Here is a 15,186-nt window from a genome sequence, read left to right on the forward strand (position 1 = left end):
CTTAACCCCGACGCGCTTTTACCGCATCCGCGAGCTGGCGCAAGATGGTGTCGGTATCTTCCCAGTTAATGCAGGCATCGGTAATACTTTTGCCATATACCAGCGGCTCACCGCTGTCCGGATTCTGATTGCCTTCAACCAGATGGCTTTCAATCATCACGCCCATAATCGCTGTCTCACCGTTAGCGATTTGCTGGCATACGTCAGCACCGACTTCCATCTGCTTTTTAAACTGCTTACAGGAGTTGGCATGGCTAAAATCAATCATGATTTGCGCAGGCAAACCCGCTTTCGCCAGACCTTCTTTCACCGCCGCGACGTGCGCAGCGCTGTAGTTTGGTTCTTTACCGCCGCGCAGAATGATATGGCAATCGCCATTACCGCTGGTATTCACAATGGCAGAGTGGCCCCATTTGGTGACTGACAGGAAGCAGTGCGGCGCACCGGCAGCGTTGATAGCATCAATCGCCACTTTGATGGTGCCGTCGGTACCGTTCTTGAAACCGACCGGACAAGAGAGACCCGATGCCAGCTCACGGTGAACCTGAGATTCCGTTGTACGTGCACCAATCGCGCCCCAGCTCATCATATCCGCCAGATATTGCGGGGTGATCATATCGAGGAACTCGCCTGCTGTCGGCAGCCCACTGTCGTTAATATCCAGCAGCAGCTTACGCGCAATGCGCAAGCCGTCATTAATCTGGAAGCTGTTATCCATGTGCGGATCGTTAATCAGCCCTTTCCAGCCAACGGTCGTACGCGGTTTTTCAAAGTAGACACGCATGACAATTTCCAGCTCACCTTTCAGCGCTTCACGCAGCGCCAGCAGACGACCTGCGTACTCTTTCGCCGCAGCAGGATCATGAATTGAGCACGGCCCAATCACCACCAGCAGGCGATCGTCATTCCCCTTCAAAATTTTGTGAATGGCTTTACGCGCATGAGCAACCGTGTTGGCGGCATTTTCTGTAGCGGGGAATTTTTCCAGTAGTGCGACAGGGGGTAATAACTCGTTGATCTCTTTAATACGTAAATCGTCGTTCTGATAATTCATGATTATTCCAGCGTTGCCATACTTATCTAAATGAATGCAATCCCTCCAATCTATATCCTCAGCCTAAAAGTGTAAACGGGCTTTTACACTTCGGACGGATTAATCCTGGAATTCAGCTAAAAAACGCCAGAAAGTAGCGAAAAACGAGATCTAACCTACAATTTTTAACTGTAACTACTCTGTTTATGATTCTTTTCAAGATTCTCTGCTGAGCTTTTGCGCTCGCCTGGGATCTTTAACCATTGCCTGACCCTTTGACTGGCATATGCACTGTTGGAAGACGTTATCCGACATCTCAACCAAAACAGGAGCATCTTATGAAAATGACAAAACTGGCTTCACTTTTTCTGACCGCTACGCTCAGCCTTGCCAGCAGCGCTGCGCTGGCCGCCGATACCGGCACCCAAAGCAATAATGGCCAGGCGAATGCCGCCGCCGACGCCGGACAGGTCGCTCCGGACGCAAAAGAAAACGTGGCCCCAAATAATGTTGATAACGACAATATCAATACTGGCGGCACCATGCTGCATCCGAATGGCTCTTCCATGAATCACGAAGGAATGACCCAGGATGAGGTGCACAAAAACACCATGTGTAAGGACGGACGCTGTCCGGACATGAACAAAAAAGTGGAAACCGGTGATGGTATGAACAACGATGTTGATAGCAAAACCGATGGTACCACGCAGTAAAACTGGCAATAGGGCTAATAATGGGAGAGCGCTGGCTCTCCCTTTTATTTTATTCGGCCAGAAACGGTATGATGTCATACAGTTAAGATGAAAATAACAAAGGGATGACATTATGGCGCACTCACACTCTCATTCTGCTCCTCACCTGCCCGAGGATGGTAATGCTCGCCGCCTGCTGCTCGCATTTTGCATTACGGCGGGCTTTATGTTGCTGGAGGTAGTGGGTGGAATTTTATCCGGTTCACTGGCGCTGCTCGCTGATGCCGGACATATGCTGACTGATGCCGCCGCGCTGTTGTTTGCGCTACTGGCCGTTCAGTTTGCCCGACGACCGCCGACTATCCGCCACACCTTTGGCTGGCTGAGACTGACGACGCTGGCCGCATTCGTCAATGCGATTGCATTAGTCGTGATTACGATTTTAATCGTCTGGGAAGCCATTGAGCGCTTCTACACGCCGCGTCCGGTGGCGGGCGGCATGATGATGATCATCGCCGTCGCCGGATTGCTGGCCAATATCCTGGCCTTCTGGATCCTGCACCGCGGCAGCGAAGAGAAAAACCTGAACGTTCGAGCCGCGGCACTGCATGTGATGGGCGATTTGCTGGGTTCGGTCGGAGCCATTGTCGCGGCGGTGATTATTATCTGGACCGGTTGGACGCCAGCGGACCCCATTCTGTCAATACTGGTTTCGCTACTGGTCCTGCGGAGCGCGTGGCGCTTATTGAAAGATAGCGTGAATGAGTTACTGGAAGGAGCCCCGGTTTCACTGGATATCGCGGCACTGCAACGCCACCTCAGCAGAGAGCTTCCTGAAGTGCGAAACGTTCATCATGTACACGTGTGGATGGTAGGTGAAAAACCGGTCATGACCCTGCATGTTCAGGTGATTCCGCCGCACGATCATGACGGACTGCTGGAACGCATCCAGCATTTTCTCATTCATCATTACCAGATTGAACACGCCACCATTCAGATGGAATATCAGCCCTGCCACGGGCCGGACTGCGATCTGAATCAGAAAGTGTCCGACCACTTACATCACCACCACTAATGGGACAGCGCGTGTGAGCCTCGTTCTCGCGCGCTGTTAATCCACATCCGGCTGCCGTTGAGCGCAATGAAGGTCAGGAGCAGGTACTCGAGCGACATCGCATAAACTCCCTGCAGGGCAAATATCACCACGCTAATCACATTGATCATAACCCATAACAGCCAGTTCTCGACATATTTGCGGGTCATCAGGATCATCGCCACAATCGACAGCACCATCATGCAGGAATCCCAGAACGGGAAGGCATCCGGCTGTAATGCCGGAACGACAACCTGTAAACCCAGCATCTGCATGACCGTCACCGCAGTACGGGTCAGAAAGGCAAAAACCGGGTCGATATAGACCGTCATCAGACCGATCGCCACCACGCAAACCGCCAGCCAGCCCAGCGCCTTAGGCAGGGGTAGCCAGCGAATCTTGAGTTCCGCTTCGTTCTGCGTGGTCTGTCGCGACCACGCATACCAGCCGTAAATGTTGGCGACGAAAAAGAAAAGCTGCAACAGCAGGCTGGCGTAGAGCTGGATCTGAAAAAAAATGATCGCAAACAGCGTGACGTTGATCAGGCCAAAAGCGTAGTTGCTGATCTTCTCCAGACTGGCGAGGCCAATACACAGTAAACCGGCGATAGTGCCTACCGCTTCGATCCACGACAGATCGTACCCCCCTGCGCCAATGGGAATATGTACCAGAATGTTCTGCGTGCTAAAAAAGTCCATCTTTTCCCCCAGAGCGTATGATTATCTACGCACGTAGTGTAGCCGCAAATTCCAGCATCCGGTTTAACGGCGCTAATGCGCCTTCTCGCAACGCCTCATCAACATGTATCTCATGGGCCTGCCCCATCTGTTCGAGACCCTCAGCAATTGCTTTGAGGCCGTTCATCGCCATCCACGGACAGTGCGCGCAGCTGCGGCAGGTGGCACCTTCTCCGGCAGTGGGCGCTTCCAGCAGCTCTTTACCCGGTACCGCCTGCTGCATTTTGTAGAAAATACCCCGATCGGTAGCGACAATAAGCTGCTGATGCGGCAGCGTTTTGGCTGCATTAATGAGCTGACTGGTGGAACCGACTGCATCGGCCATATCCACTATCGCCTGCGGTGATTCCGGATGAACCAGGATCGCAGCGTCCGGATACAGCCCTTTCATGCGACTCAGCGCCTGCGTCTTAAACTCGTCATGAACAATGCACGCCCCCTGCCAGCAGAGGACATCCGCTCCCGTCTGCTTCTGGACATATTTCCCGAGATGGCGATCCGGTGCCCAGATGATTTTTTCACCCAAACTATCCAGATGCTCAATCAGTTCAACCGCGATACTGGACGTCACCACCCAGTCGGCGCGAGCCTTAACCGCCGCAGACGTGTTGGCGTAGACCACGACGGTGCGATCCGGATGAGCATCGCAGAACGCGCTGAATGCGTCGATCGGACAGCCAAGATCCAGCGAGCATTCCGCCTCGAGGGTTGGCATTAAAATGGTTTTTTCCGGGCTGAGAATTTTGGCCGTCTCACCCATAAAGCGTACACCTGCTACGAGCAGCGTCGAGGCAGGATGATTGGCGCCAAAGCGGGCCATTTCCAGTGAGTCAGAAATACAGCCGCCGGTCTCTTCGGCCAGTTGCTGGATTTCGGGGTCGGTGTAATAGTGGGCAACCATCACCGCATCACGCTCCTTCAGCAGTCGTTTGATTTTTTCGCGATAGAACGCTTTTTCATCAACGCTTAGCGGTACCGGCTTTGGGGGAAACGGATAAATTGCGGTTTCAGGGTCAAACATCACGCTCATCATGCTTTCTCGTTTTACTGGCTTAACGAATTAACCGACTTAAGACGTGATGCATGTCATGATCGGTTATATTTGTTTTATATGCTAAACAAGATAGCGGATTGAGCGGCAAAAGTCACAACAATTGCGTTTGCTAACGCCGGATGGCGACTGACGTCTGATCCGGCCTACGCGACTGGTGGGTCGTGCAGGATGACTCGCTTCGCTCGCCCTTCGGGCCGTCGCCGCAGGCGGCTCCGTTGTCTCACTTCGTTCGACCCGAACCTGCTGCAGGTTCGAATCGTCACATTCAGCGCATAGCAAAAAGGCGACCCCTTGCGGGATTTTCTTACTTAATCATTCAGGATGGTGGGTCGTGCAGGATTCGAACCTGCGACCAATTGATTAAAAGTCAACTGCTCTACCAACTGAGCTAACGACCCATTCGGGTGTTGCCTGAAAGATTTGTTTTTTTACTCGGCACCAATTTAATATTTGATGTTAAATTGGTGGGTCGTGCAGGATTCGAACCTGCGACCAATTGATTAAAAGTCAACTGCTCTACCAACTGAGCTAACGACCCGAGTGGTGGGTGATGACGGGATCGAACCGCCGACCCCCTCCTTGTAAGGGAGGTGCTCTCCCAGCTGAGCTAATCACCCGATACTACGCTGGTAAAGATGTTTCCATCTTTAAGTGGTGGGTCGTGCAGGATGACTCGGCTTCGCCTCGCCCTTCGGGCCGTTGCTTTCGCAACGTTATCCTTCACGTTCTGCTATCGTGTCCACCAGAACGATTGGTGGGTCGTGCAGGATTCGAACCTGCGACCAATTGATTAAAAGTCAACTGCTCTACCAACTGAGCTAACGACCCACTTTTATGCGGCTTTGGGTATGTTTCATATCCCTTGGCAACGGCGGCATATATTACTGATTTAAGATTTGAGCGCAACAAAAATTTCGATGTAGATCACTCAACTGCTTAGGAATCGCACGACGCGACCAGAAATAATTCGATTTCTGGTCGCATGCTGTGCATTACATCGCGCCCAGACGTTTCTGCGCCTGTTTTGCGCCTTCGGTGCCTGGGTATTTGCTGATAACCTGCTGATATACCGCTTTTGCTTTCGCAGCGTCACCTTTGTCCTGCATGATCACGCCGACTTTATACATCGCGTCTGCAGCCTTAGGTGACTTCGGGTAGTTTTTCACCACCGAAGCAAAATAAAACGCGGCATCATCTTTTTTACCCTTGTTGTAATTCAACTGACCAAGCCAGTAGTTGGCATTCGGCTGATAAGTCGAATCAGGATACTTTTTGATGAAGTTCTGGAACGCCACAATTGCATCATCCTGGCGGGATTTATCCTGCACCAGGGCAATTGCCGCATTGTAATCGGTATTCGCGTCACCACTTTGTACTGGCGCACCCGACGTCGCAGCACCTGAATCAGGCGCAGGCGTCGCTGCAGCTCCGCTTTGATCGCCGCTTGCAGGCTGCGCGGAAGCGCCACCGCTGCTCAGACTGTCCATCTGTAACAGGATCTGCTTCTGACGCTCAACTACCTGATTCAGTTGATACTGACTTTCCTGAATTTGACCACGCAGGGAGTCGATATCGGACTGATTATCAGAGAGTTGCTGCTGGAGTTGGGTTAAAAGCTGACTGTGAGCGTTAGAAATACGCTCGAGTTGAGTGACACGGTCTTCGACCGAGCCTGAGCCGACACTACTGATTGGCGCCTGAGCAAAAGCGGCCCAGGGGGCCGCTATGCCAACCAGTAACGACAGACTCAACAGATGATGTCTGAAGTTACTGCTCATGCAATTCTCTTAGTAAACCAGTACGGCACGACGGTTTTTGGAGTAAGCCGCTTCGTCGTGACCCAGTACTGCAGGTTTTTCTTTACCGTAAGAAACGATGGAGATCTGGTCAGCAGAAACGCCTTTACCCTGCAGGTACATCTTAACAGCGTTCGCACGACGTTCACCCAGGGAGATGTTGTACTCAGGAGTACCACGTTCGTCCGCGTGACCTTCTACGGTGACTTTGTAAGACGGGTTGCTACGCAGGAAGTTAGCGTGTGCATCCAGCATTGCAGCGAAGTCAGAACGGATATCGTACTTGTCCAGATCGAAGTAAACGATGTTGTTCTGCTGCAGCTGTTGCATCTGCAGACGAGCCTGCTCTTCGGAGGACATGTTGCCGCTGCCGTTTGCATCCATACCAGTGCCGGCACCCAGCATGCCTTCGCTGCCGTCATTGCTGGCGTTCTTGTTAGAAGAACATGCCGCAATTGCCATAACAGGCAGAGCGATCATCAGCCCTTTCAGCACTTTGTTCAGTTGCATTTCAATGATTCCTTTATTAATCAATTATTTATTATCACAGATACGGCGACCAGGCAGGGAATTTGACCTGTCCATCAGTTGCCGGAAGACGCGCTTTGAAACGCCCATCTGTAGAAACCAAATTCAGCACGGATCCCATCCCCTGAGAAGAGCTGTAGATTACCATAGTGCCGTTAGGTGCCAGACTTGGCGTTTCGTCCAGGAACGTTGACGACAGAACTTGTACGCCACCCGCTACCAGATCTTGTTTGGCAATGTGCTGCTGACCATTGGCCGAACTTACCATTACCATAAATTTGCCGTCGCTGCTGACATCAGCATCCTGGTTTTGTGAACCTTCCCAGGTAATACGCTGCGGAGCACCGCCGTTAACATTAACTTTATACACCTGCGGACGACCCGCCTGATCCGATGTAAAGGCCAGGTTCTGGCTGTCCGGGAACCAGGTCGGTTCCGTATTGTTGCTGCGACCATCGGTCACCTGACGAATCTGGCCAGAGCCAATATCCATCACGTACAGGTTCAGACTCCCGGTTTTAGACAGGGCAAACGCCAGTTTGCTGCCATCCGGAGAAAACGCTGGCGCACCGTTGTGACGCGGGAATGACGCAACCTGACGGACCGCGCCGTTAGACAGCGTTTGAATGACCAGCGCAGAACGACCGCTTTCGAAGGTGACATAGGCCAGTTTAGAACCGTCTGGAGACCAGGCCGGAGACATCAACGGCTGCGGTGAACGGTGAACCACAAACTGGTTATAGCCATCATAGTCAGACACGCGCAGTTCATACGGGAACTGGCCGCCATTAGTCTGAACAACATACGCAATACGGGTACGGAATGCGCCTTTAATGCCGGTCAGCTTCTCAAACACTTCGTCACTGGCAGTATGGCCGGCATAACGCAGCCACTGCTTGTTGACTTTGTAAGAGTTCTGAGCCAGTACAGTACCCGGCGCACCGCCGGTGTCAACCAACTGGTAAGCGACATTGTAGGAACCGTCCGGATTCGGAGTCACCTGACCGACCACGACCGCGTCAATCCCAAGTGCAGACCAGGCAGCAGGCTGAACGTCCTGCGCAGTCCCTGGCTGTTGTGGCAAACGAGACCGATCTAACGGATTGAATTTACCGCTGTTGCGCAGGTCCGCGCCAACGATGCCACCGATATCTTCAGGTGCCGCGCCCGGCCCCGCCCACTGGAATGGCACAACGCCAATCGGGCGCGCCGAGTCCACCCCCTGGGTGATCTCGATACGTACTTCTGCGTGCAGCACCGCTGCCCACAGCATGAGAAAACCAAATGCTACTCGTAATGCCTGCTTCATCATATCTCCCTTATCCAGGCGATCAGCCCACGATAATTTAGCAGAATGTTAACAAACTCAAATACACAAAACTACCAGAACCCAGCGACTACCGCAGATTGTTTCCCCGCCATAACGGGGAAAGTTTAGCTTACGGTTTAAAGTCCAGAGGTGCGTTTTTAAACACTTCATATACCGCCTGGCTCGGTGGTTTTGGAATCTTCGCTTGTCGGGCTGCAGCAAGCGCTGCCTGACAAAGCGCGGGATCGCCACCTTCAGACTGGATGTCGAGCAGCATACCGTCAGAAGCCAGTTTTATCCGCAGCGTACAGGTTTTACCTGCATAAGACGATGCGTCGTAGAACTTGCTCTCAATGGCAGATTTAATCTGCCCGGCATAGTTGCTGATATCCGCGCCTGATGCGCCATTATTTTTAGTATTACCACTCCCCGCAGGAGAAGCGTTGTTCCCTTTTGCCCCACCGCCGGTTTTCGGCGCATTCTTACCGGAGCTGAGATCGCCAAGCAGATCGTCAACGCCAGAGGCCGCAGCCGCTTTTTCAGCAGCGGCCTTTTTGGCCGCAGCGGCTTTATCGGCTGCTGCTTTCTTATCGGCAGCAGCTTTCTCAGCTGCAGCTTTTTTATCAGCGGCGGCCTTTTCTGCAGCGGCTTTTTTCTCAGCTGCGGCTTTCTCCGCGGCGGCGGCTTTGGCTGCAGCCGCTTTTTCCGCGGCAGCTTGCTTAGCGGCTTCGGCCTCGGCTTTCTTCTTCGCATCAGCAGCGGCTTTAGCGGCTTCAGCTTCTGCTTTCTTCTTCGCGTCAGCCGCGGCTTTTGCCGCCTCTGCTTCGGCTTTCTTCTGTGCGTCCGCTGCGGCTTTCTTCGCCGCTTCTGCGGCTTCTTTCACCTGTGCGTCTGCTTTCGCTTTGGCATCCGCCGCAGCTTTCTTCGCCGCTTCTTCAGCCTGTTTCTGCTGTTCCTGCGCTTTCTTCGCGTCAGCTTCAGCCTGCTTCTGCTGTTCCTGAGCCGCTAAACGTTCTTTCTCGATCTGCTTAAGCCGTTCCTGTTCGGCAGCCTGCTTCTCACGAAGCTCTTCCGCCTGCTGCTGCTCCAGTTTTTCACGTTGCTCTTTGGCACGCTGCGCACTTGACTGTTGCTGCTGCTGACGTTCGTACTGCTGAACCACGGCGCCAGGATCAACCATTACGGCATCGATGGACGAACCACCGCCGCCGCCGGCTGAAGCCTCAATATGCTCATCGAACGAACTCCAGATCAGGACTGCAAATAGGATGACATGCAGCACCGCTGAAATAATTATCGCCCGTTTGAGCTTGTCGTTTTGTTCGGTTGCCTTTGACACTCTCGGTTCCCAAAAACTGTTCGCCTGTTACACGCTCTCTTTCAAACCAGAGACGCAAATGATCAGATAGGCTGCGTCATTAAGCCAACCGACTTCACACCCGCACTGTGCAACAAGTTCAGCGCTTTAATTATTTCATCGTAAGGCACGTCTTTCGCGCCCCCGATCAAGAAGACCGTTTTCGGATTGGACTCCAGGCGACTTTTCGCCTCGGCAATCACCTGTTCCGGCGGCAGTTGATCCATACGATCTTTCTCAACCACCACGCTGTACTGCCCTACTCCGGAAACCTCAATAATGACCGGTGGATTATCGTTACTGCTCACGGCCTGCGACTCGGTCGCATCCGGCAGATCGACTTCCACGCTCTGCGTAATGATCGGCGCTGTCGCCATAAAGATAAGCAGTAGCACCAACAGAACGTCGAGCAACGGTACGATGTTGATTTCGGACTTCAGGTCGCGACGACCTCGTCCACGCGATCTGGCCATGGCTTACCCCTTGTTGCTTTCGCTAACGGTAAACGCCTGACGGTGCAGAATCGCGGTGAACTCTTCCATAAAGTTGTCGTAATTCAGTTCCAGCTTGTTAACACGCTGATTCAGACGGTTGTAGGCCATGACCGCCGGGATTGCCGCAAACAGACCAATCGCCGTAGCAATCAATGCTTCCGCGATACCCGGCGCAACCATCTGCAACGTGGCCTGTTTTACCGCCCCGAGCGCGATAAACGCATGCATGATCCCCCACACCGTACCGAACAAACCGATATACGGACTGATGGAACCCACGGTGCCAAGGAACGGAATATGCGTTTCCAGCGTTTCAAGTTCACGGTTCATCGAGATCCGCATCGCACGAGATGCGCCTTCCACCACGGCTTCTGGCGCATGGCTGTTTGCCCGATGCAATCGTGCAAACTCTTTGAACCCGCTATAGAAGATTTGTTCCGAACCCGCCAGATTATCACGGCGTCCCTGGCTCTCCTGATACAGGCGAGACAGTTCAATTCCGGACCAGAATTTGTCTTCGAACGCTTCGGCTTCACGCGCGGCGGCGTTAAGAATACGCGTCCGCTGGATGATAATGGCCCAGGATGCGATTGAAAAACCAATCAAAATCAACATGATAAGTTTAACCAGAAGGCTTGCCTTCAGGAACAAATCAAGGATATTCATGTCAGTCACTGCTTAAACTCCGCGACAATAGACTTGGGAAGCGCACGAGGCTTCATTTTGAGTGGATCAACGCAAACAATCAGAACCTCAGCCTCATTGAGCACGGAGTTCTCTGCGTTGACAATGCGTTGCGTGAAAACCAAAGAGGTGCCACGCATTGACGTAATTTCTGTTTGGATTTCGAGCATATCGTCGAGTCGCGCAGGCGCATAGTATTCCAGCGTCATTTTTCGCACCACGAAGGCAACTCGCTCAGCCAGCAGCACCTGCTGACTGAAGTGATGATGACGCAGCATCTCTGTGCGTGCTCTTTCATAAAAAGCGACGTAACTGGCGTGGTAAACCACACCACCGGCGTCGGTGTCTTCGTAGTAGACACGTACCGGCCATCGAAATATATACTTACTCATTCCTGCTGCCTCTTTGTTGGCTTCGTCCACTCACACCAGTCACTTACTCCTGTAAGCTCCTGGTGATCCGCGCACTTGCCGCCGCGATGCATCAAGAATGCTGTTGTATATAGCGTTGTATTCACTTTACATCCCGGTAATGCAACAAAAGTTAGTGCTTTTAAACGTTGCTACTATACGCGCGCGATCGAGGCTTGGGAATGGGGTGAGGTTAAGGGAGAGTAAAAATTTATGGGCTTATGCAAGCCCATAGATCATTAAGGATGTTTCTTATTCAAAAGAAGAAGAAAATGAGACCGATAATAAGCACGATATCGGCGAGTAGCGGAGAGAAAATTCCCTGCCAGTGCGCAGCGCGAGGACGAAAACCCACGCCATGAATGATGCCTGCACAGACCGCCCACATCAGCAGCAGTCCATGCCATATTTCCAGCCCGCTGGTTTTTGCTGCGAAGCGGGAGGGATCCCAAAACATACATCCTGCTAACACTAACGCCATCACCAAAGAAAGCGCCCGTAACGGGCGCTTGTCCATCGCGTTATATTGCATCGCGATCAGGGTGGTCATCAGTGTTCTTCTTGACCGTCTTTGCTTGCCTCGACGTGCTCAAGGGCCAGCGCGGTGATGATCCCAAATGCACAGGCAAGAAGCGTTCCCAGAATCCAGGCGAAATACCACATAATTAGCTCCTTACTTAGTACAGAGAGTGGGTATTGTTTTCAATGTGCTCTTTGGTGAGGCGACCGAACATTTTCCAGTAACACCAGGCGGTGTAGATGAGAATGATCGGTACAAACACCACAGCAACCCAGGTCATCACATTCAGCGTCAACTGACTGGACGTCGCATCCCACATGGTCAGGCTCGCATTCATCATGGTGCTTGAAGGCATCACGAACGGGAACATCGCAATACCGGCAGTCAGGATGATGCAGGCCAGGGTCAGAGACGAGAACAGGAATGCCCATGCCCCTTTTTCCATACGGGAAGTCAGAATCGTCAGCAAGGGCAACGCCACACCCAGTGCCGGGATCAGCCACAGGATCGGTGCATTATTGAAGTTGACCATCCAGGCCCCCGCTTCACGCGCCACTTCTTTGGTCAGCGGGTTAGAGGCCGCATAATGATCAACCGCAGAGGTCACCACGTAGCCATCAATACCGTACATCACCCAAACACCAGCCAGCGCGAAGCAAACCAGCGTAACCAGCGCTGCAATCTGCGACGTTGCACGTGCACGCAGGTGCAGTTCACCCACGGTACGCATCTGCAGATAGGTCGCGCCCTGAGTAATGATCATCCCCACACTCACCACGCCTGCCAGCAAACCAAACGGATTTAGCAACTGGAAGAAGTTACCGGTGTAGTACAAACGCAGATACTCGTCGATATGGAACGGTACACCCTGCAACAGGTTGCCGAATGCCACGCCGATCACCAGCGGCGGCACGAAGCTACCCACGAAAATGCCCCAGTCCCACATATTGCGCCAGCGGGTATCTTCAATCTTGGAGCGGTAATCAAAACCGACCGGACGGAAGAACAAGGACGCCAGCACGAGGATCATCGCCACATAGAAACCAGAGAACGCCGCAGCGTAGACCATCGGCCAGGCCGCAAACAGCGCGCCGCCCGCGGTGATCAGCCATACCTGGTTACCGTCCCAGTGCGGGGCGATGGAGTTAATCATAATTCGACGCTCGGTGTCGTTACGACCGAGGAAACGGGTGAGCATGCCCACCCCCATGTCGAAGCCATCGGTGACCGCAAAACCAATCAGCAGAATGCCAACCAGCAGCCACCAGATAAAACGTAGTACTTCATAATCGATCATTTGACGACTCCTGTCTTAGCGTGCCGGCTGAGTAGTCGCAGTGGACTGCTCAAAGTGATAGCGACCGGTTTTCAGGCTGCTTGGGCCAAGGCGTGCGAACTTGAACATCAGGAACAGTTCAGCCACCAGGAACAGGGTATAGAGGCCACAAATCAGGATCATGGAGAACAGCAGGTCGCCGACGGTCAGCGACGAGTTCGCCACTGCGGTTGGGAGTACCTCACCAATTGCCCACGGCTGACGGCCATATTCGGCGACAAACCAACCGGCTTCTACTGCAATCCACGGCAGTGGAATACCGTACAGCGCGGCGCGCAGCAGCCATTTTTTCTCGCCGATGCGGTTACGAATCACGCTCCAGAAGGAAAGCGCAATGATCGCCAGCAGCAGGAAGCCACATGCCACCATGATACGGAAGGCGAAATAGAGCGGCGCAACGCGTGGAATAGAATCTTTCGTCGCCTGTTGAATCTGTGCTTCCGTTGCATCAGAGACGTTCGGAGTATAGCGTTTCAGCAGCAGACCATAACCGAGGTCTTTCTTCATGCTGTTGAACCGATCGCGAACAGCCTGGTCGGTCGAACCGGCACGCAGTTGCTCCAGCAGTTCATACGCTTTCATCCCGTTACGGATGCGCTCTTCATGCTGTACCATCAGGTCTTTCAGACCAATAACCGGCGTATCGACAGAACGCGTGGCAATGATGCCCAGTGCATAAGGGATCTGAATTGCCAGTTTGTTTTCCTGCGTATCCTGGTCAGGAATCCCAAACAGGGTAAAAGCAGCCGGAGCAGGCTGAGTCTCCCACTCTGCTTCAATGGCCGCGAGTTTGGTTTTCTGCACGTCGCCCATTTCGTAACCGGATTCATCACCCAGAACGATAACAGACAGCACGGCAGCCATACCAAAGCTTGCAGCGATTGCGAAAGAACGTTTTGCGAAAGCGACGTCGCGCCCTTTAAGCAGGTAGTAAGCACTGATACCGAGGATGAACATCGCACCAGTCACGTAGCCAGACGCCACGGTGTGAACAAATTTCACCTGGGCTACCGGGTTAAGGACCAGTTCAGAGAAGCTCACCATCTCCATACGCATGGTTTCGAAGTTGAAATCCGATGCGATAGGGTTCTGCATCCAGCCGTTTGCGACCAGGATCCATAGAGCTGACAGGTTAGAACCTAAAGCAACCAGCCAGGTTACCGCCATGTGCTGAACTTTGCTCAGACGATCCCAGCCGAAGAAGAACAGACCTACAAAGGTGGATTCGAGGAAGAAGGCCATCAGACCTTCGATCGCCAGCGGCGCACCGAAGATATCCCCAACGTAGTGAGAATAGTATGACCAGTTGGTCCCGAACTGGAACTCCATGGTCAACCCTGTTGCCACACCCAGAGCGAAGTTGATACCAAACAACTTGCCCCAGAACTTAGTCATATCTTTATAAATCTGTTTGCCGGAAAGGACGTAGACCGTTTCCATAATGGCCAGCAGGAACGCCATACCGAGCGTCAGTGGCACAAACAGGAAGTGGTACATCGCGGTCAAGGCAAACTGTAAGCGCGACAGTTCGACTATATCTAACATCATGACTCCTTGCTCATCGCATGAAGACTCCGAGAGTAACCCCGTTAGAAAGGGTCACACGCATGCCCCAATACAAATTTATTTGCGCGCTTTCGCCGTTATCGTTTTCCTGGAGAAGGAAACAGAAAGGGTGAAAGGTTACAAACATGTTAATAAAAAACTCAAATTGATCCCGCAATTATATTACGCCGCAAAATCCTTACAATAAACAGGTTTTTATTGAGGAAGATTTGCATTTTTCGACAGTGATCAATTTATAGCGAATTTATCACTTTTCCACCAATTTGATCGGCGACAATTTAACGTGTTTCTCCACCTTTTTCCAACGTTTAAACATTGATTTAAATCAAAAACAGTGCTTTTTGTTAATCGTGTTTAAATTGAGTGATCGTAGTGAAAAACATGTTGCCGACATGTGTCTTTGCGGAAGGGGATGGTTAACATGTGAAAATGTATATATAAAAAAACAGTGTTTTAATTAACGCGGTAACGGCATTTTCCGTGGCCCTGACACGCTCAATTTAGCGTAGTCAATTTTCAGTTATTTTCCAGAGACGAAGAATTTGCACGTTGTTATTCACAATTATTTTACTTTTAC

16 protein-coding genes, 4 tRNA genes and 1 other RNA gene are annotated in these 15,186 nt (G+C 52.2%); 2 read left to right on the forward strand and 19 right to left on the reverse strand.

Annotated features, from left to right (window positions below; genetic code table 11):
• Position 1: 1 nt before the first annotated feature.
• Positions 2 to 1,054 carry a 3-deoxy-7-phosphoheptulonate synthase AroG gene (aroG, locus tag KE671_RS07735; RefSeq protein ID WP_206162443.1) on the reverse strand — a complete coding sequence of 351 codons (1,053 nt, stop codon included), beginning with the start codon at positions 1,052 to 1,054 and terminating at the stop codon, positions 2 to 4.
• A 317-nt stretch (positions 1,055 to 1,371) separates the two neighbouring features.
• On the opposite strand from aroG, the gene KE671_RS07740 reads away from it, so the two are divergent.
• A complete protein-coding gene (locus tag KE671_RS07740) occupies positions 1,372 to 1,746 on the forward strand; it encodes a YbgS-like family protein (RefSeq protein WP_206162444.1) in 375 nt (124 codons plus the stop codon).
• A gap of 112 nt (positions 1,747 to 1,858) precedes the next feature.
• Positions 1,859 to 2,800 carry a CDF family zinc transporter ZitB gene (gene zitB, locus KE671_RS07745; RefSeq protein WP_206162445.1) on the forward strand — a complete coding sequence of 314 codons (942 nt, stop codon included), beginning with the start codon at positions 1,859 to 1,861 and terminating at the stop codon, positions 2,798 to 2,800.
• Here zitB and pnuC read toward each other — a convergent pair.
• From pnuC to cydA, 18 genes are all read right to left on the reverse strand, one after another.
• Positions 2,797 to 3,516 carry a nicotinamide riboside transporter PnuC gene (gene pnuC, locus KE671_RS07750; RefSeq protein ID WP_206162446.1) on the reverse strand — a complete coding sequence of 240 codons (720 nt, stop codon included), beginning with the start codon at positions 3,514 to 3,516 and terminating at the stop codon, positions 2,797 to 2,799. The genes zitB and pnuC overlap by 4 nt on opposite strands.
• Before the next feature lie 25 nt (positions 3,517 to 3,541).
• Positions 3,542 to 4,585, reverse strand: coding sequence for a quinolinate synthase NadA (nadA, locus tag KE671_RS07755; RefSeq protein ID WP_206162780.1), 1,044 nt, complete (start codon positions 4,583 to 4,585; stop codon positions 3,542 to 3,544).
• Between the two features lie 176 nt (positions 4,586 to 4,761).
• Positions 4,762 to 4,895, reverse strand: a non-coding RNA gene (locus KE671_RS07760) — RtT sRNA.
• 36 nt (positions 4,896 to 4,931) lie between these two features.
• Positions 4,932 to 5,007: transfer RNA gene (locus KE671_RS07765), tRNA-Lys, on the reverse strand.
• A gap of 64 nt (positions 5,008 to 5,071) precedes the next feature.
• Positions 5,072 to 5,147, reverse strand: a tRNA-Lys gene (locus KE671_RS07770).
• Between the two features lie 3 nt (positions 5,148 to 5,150).
• A tRNA-Val gene (locus KE671_RS07775) sits at positions 5,151 to 5,226 on the reverse strand.
• A 135-nt stretch (positions 5,227 to 5,361) separates the two neighbouring features.
• A tRNA-Lys gene (locus KE671_RS07780) sits at positions 5,362 to 5,437 on the reverse strand.
• 164 nt (positions 5,438 to 5,601) lie between these two features.
• Positions 5,602 to 6,387: a cell division protein CpoB gene (gene cpoB / locus KE671_RS07785; RefSeq protein WP_206162447.1), complete on the reverse strand. Its 786-nt coding sequence runs from the start codon at positions 6,385 to 6,387 to the stop codon at positions 5,602 to 5,604.
• 9 nt (positions 6,388 to 6,396) lie between these two features.
• The gene (gene pal / locus KE671_RS07790; RefSeq protein WP_006685431.1) at positions 6,397 to 6,915 is read right to left on the reverse strand and encodes a peptidoglycan-associated lipoprotein Pal; all 519 of its coding nucleotides are present in this window, start codon (positions 6,913 to 6,915) and stop codon (positions 6,397 to 6,399) included.
• Positions 6,916 to 6,949: 34 nt separating this feature from the next.
• Positions 6,950 to 8,242 carry a Tol-Pal system beta propeller repeat protein TolB gene (tolB, locus tag KE671_RS07795; protein WP_043001339.1) on the reverse strand — a complete coding sequence of 431 codons (1,293 nt, stop codon included), beginning with the start codon at positions 8,240 to 8,242 and terminating at the stop codon, positions 6,950 to 6,952.
• A gap of 130 nt (positions 8,243 to 8,372) precedes the next feature.
• Positions 8,373 to 9,581 carry a cell envelope integrity protein TolA gene (gene tolA, locus KE671_RS07800; RefSeq protein ID WP_102602241.1) on the reverse strand — a complete coding sequence of 403 codons (1,209 nt, stop codon included), beginning with the start codon at positions 9,579 to 9,581 and terminating at the stop codon, positions 8,373 to 8,375.
• A gap of 62 nt (positions 9,582 to 9,643) precedes the next feature.
• The gene (tolR, locus tag KE671_RS07805) at positions 9,644 to 10,072 is read right to left on the reverse strand and encodes a colicin uptake protein TolR (RefSeq protein ID WP_042320591.1); all 429 of its coding nucleotides are present in this window, start codon (positions 10,070 to 10,072) and stop codon (positions 9,644 to 9,646) included.
• A gap of 3 nt (positions 10,073 to 10,075) precedes the next feature.
• Positions 10,076 to 10,768, reverse strand: coding sequence for a Tol-Pal system protein TolQ (gene tolQ / locus KE671_RS07810; RefSeq protein WP_080343208.1), 693 nt, complete (start codon positions 10,766 to 10,768; stop codon positions 10,076 to 10,078).
• Positions 10,765 to 11,169, reverse strand: coding sequence for a tol-pal system-associated acyl-CoA thioesterase (gene ybgC / locus KE671_RS07815; RefSeq protein ID WP_206162448.1), 405 nt, complete (start codon positions 11,167 to 11,169; stop codon positions 10,765 to 10,767). Before ybgC ends, tolQ begins: the two co-directional genes overlap by 4 nt.
• Positions 11,170 to 11,443: 274 nt before the next feature.
• Positions 11,444 to 11,737, reverse strand: a complete 294-nt coding sequence (gene ybgE, locus KE671_RS07820) for a cyd operon protein YbgE (RefSeq protein WP_206162449.1) — start codon at positions 11,735 to 11,737, stop codon at positions 11,444 to 11,446.
• A complete protein-coding gene (gene cydX, locus KE671_RS07825; RefSeq protein ID WP_042320599.1) occupies positions 11,737 to 11,850 on the reverse strand; it encodes a cytochrome bd-I oxidase subunit CydX in 114 nt (37 codons plus the stop codon). The genes ybgE and cydX overlap by 1 nt, the downstream gene beginning before the upstream one ends.
• A gap of 14 nt (positions 11,851 to 11,864) precedes the next feature.
• Positions 11,865 to 13,004, reverse strand: coding sequence for a cytochrome d ubiquinol oxidase subunit II (gene cydB / locus KE671_RS07830; protein WP_206162450.1), 1,140 nt, complete (start codon positions 13,002 to 13,004; stop codon positions 11,865 to 11,867).
• Positions 13,005 to 13,019: 15 nt separating this feature from the next.
• Positions 13,020 to 14,588, reverse strand: coding sequence for a cytochrome ubiquinol oxidase subunit I (cydA, locus tag KE671_RS07835; protein WP_206162781.1), 1,569 nt, complete (start codon positions 14,586 to 14,588; stop codon positions 13,020 to 13,022).
• Positions 14,589 to 15,186 lie beyond the last annotated feature (598 nt).

Origin of the sequence: Citrobacter amalonaticus (assembly GCF_018252635.1) — a bacterium.
Lineage (GTDB): Bacteria > Pseudomonadota > Gammaproteobacteria > Enterobacterales > Enterobacteriaceae > Citrobacter_A > Citrobacter_A amalonaticus_E.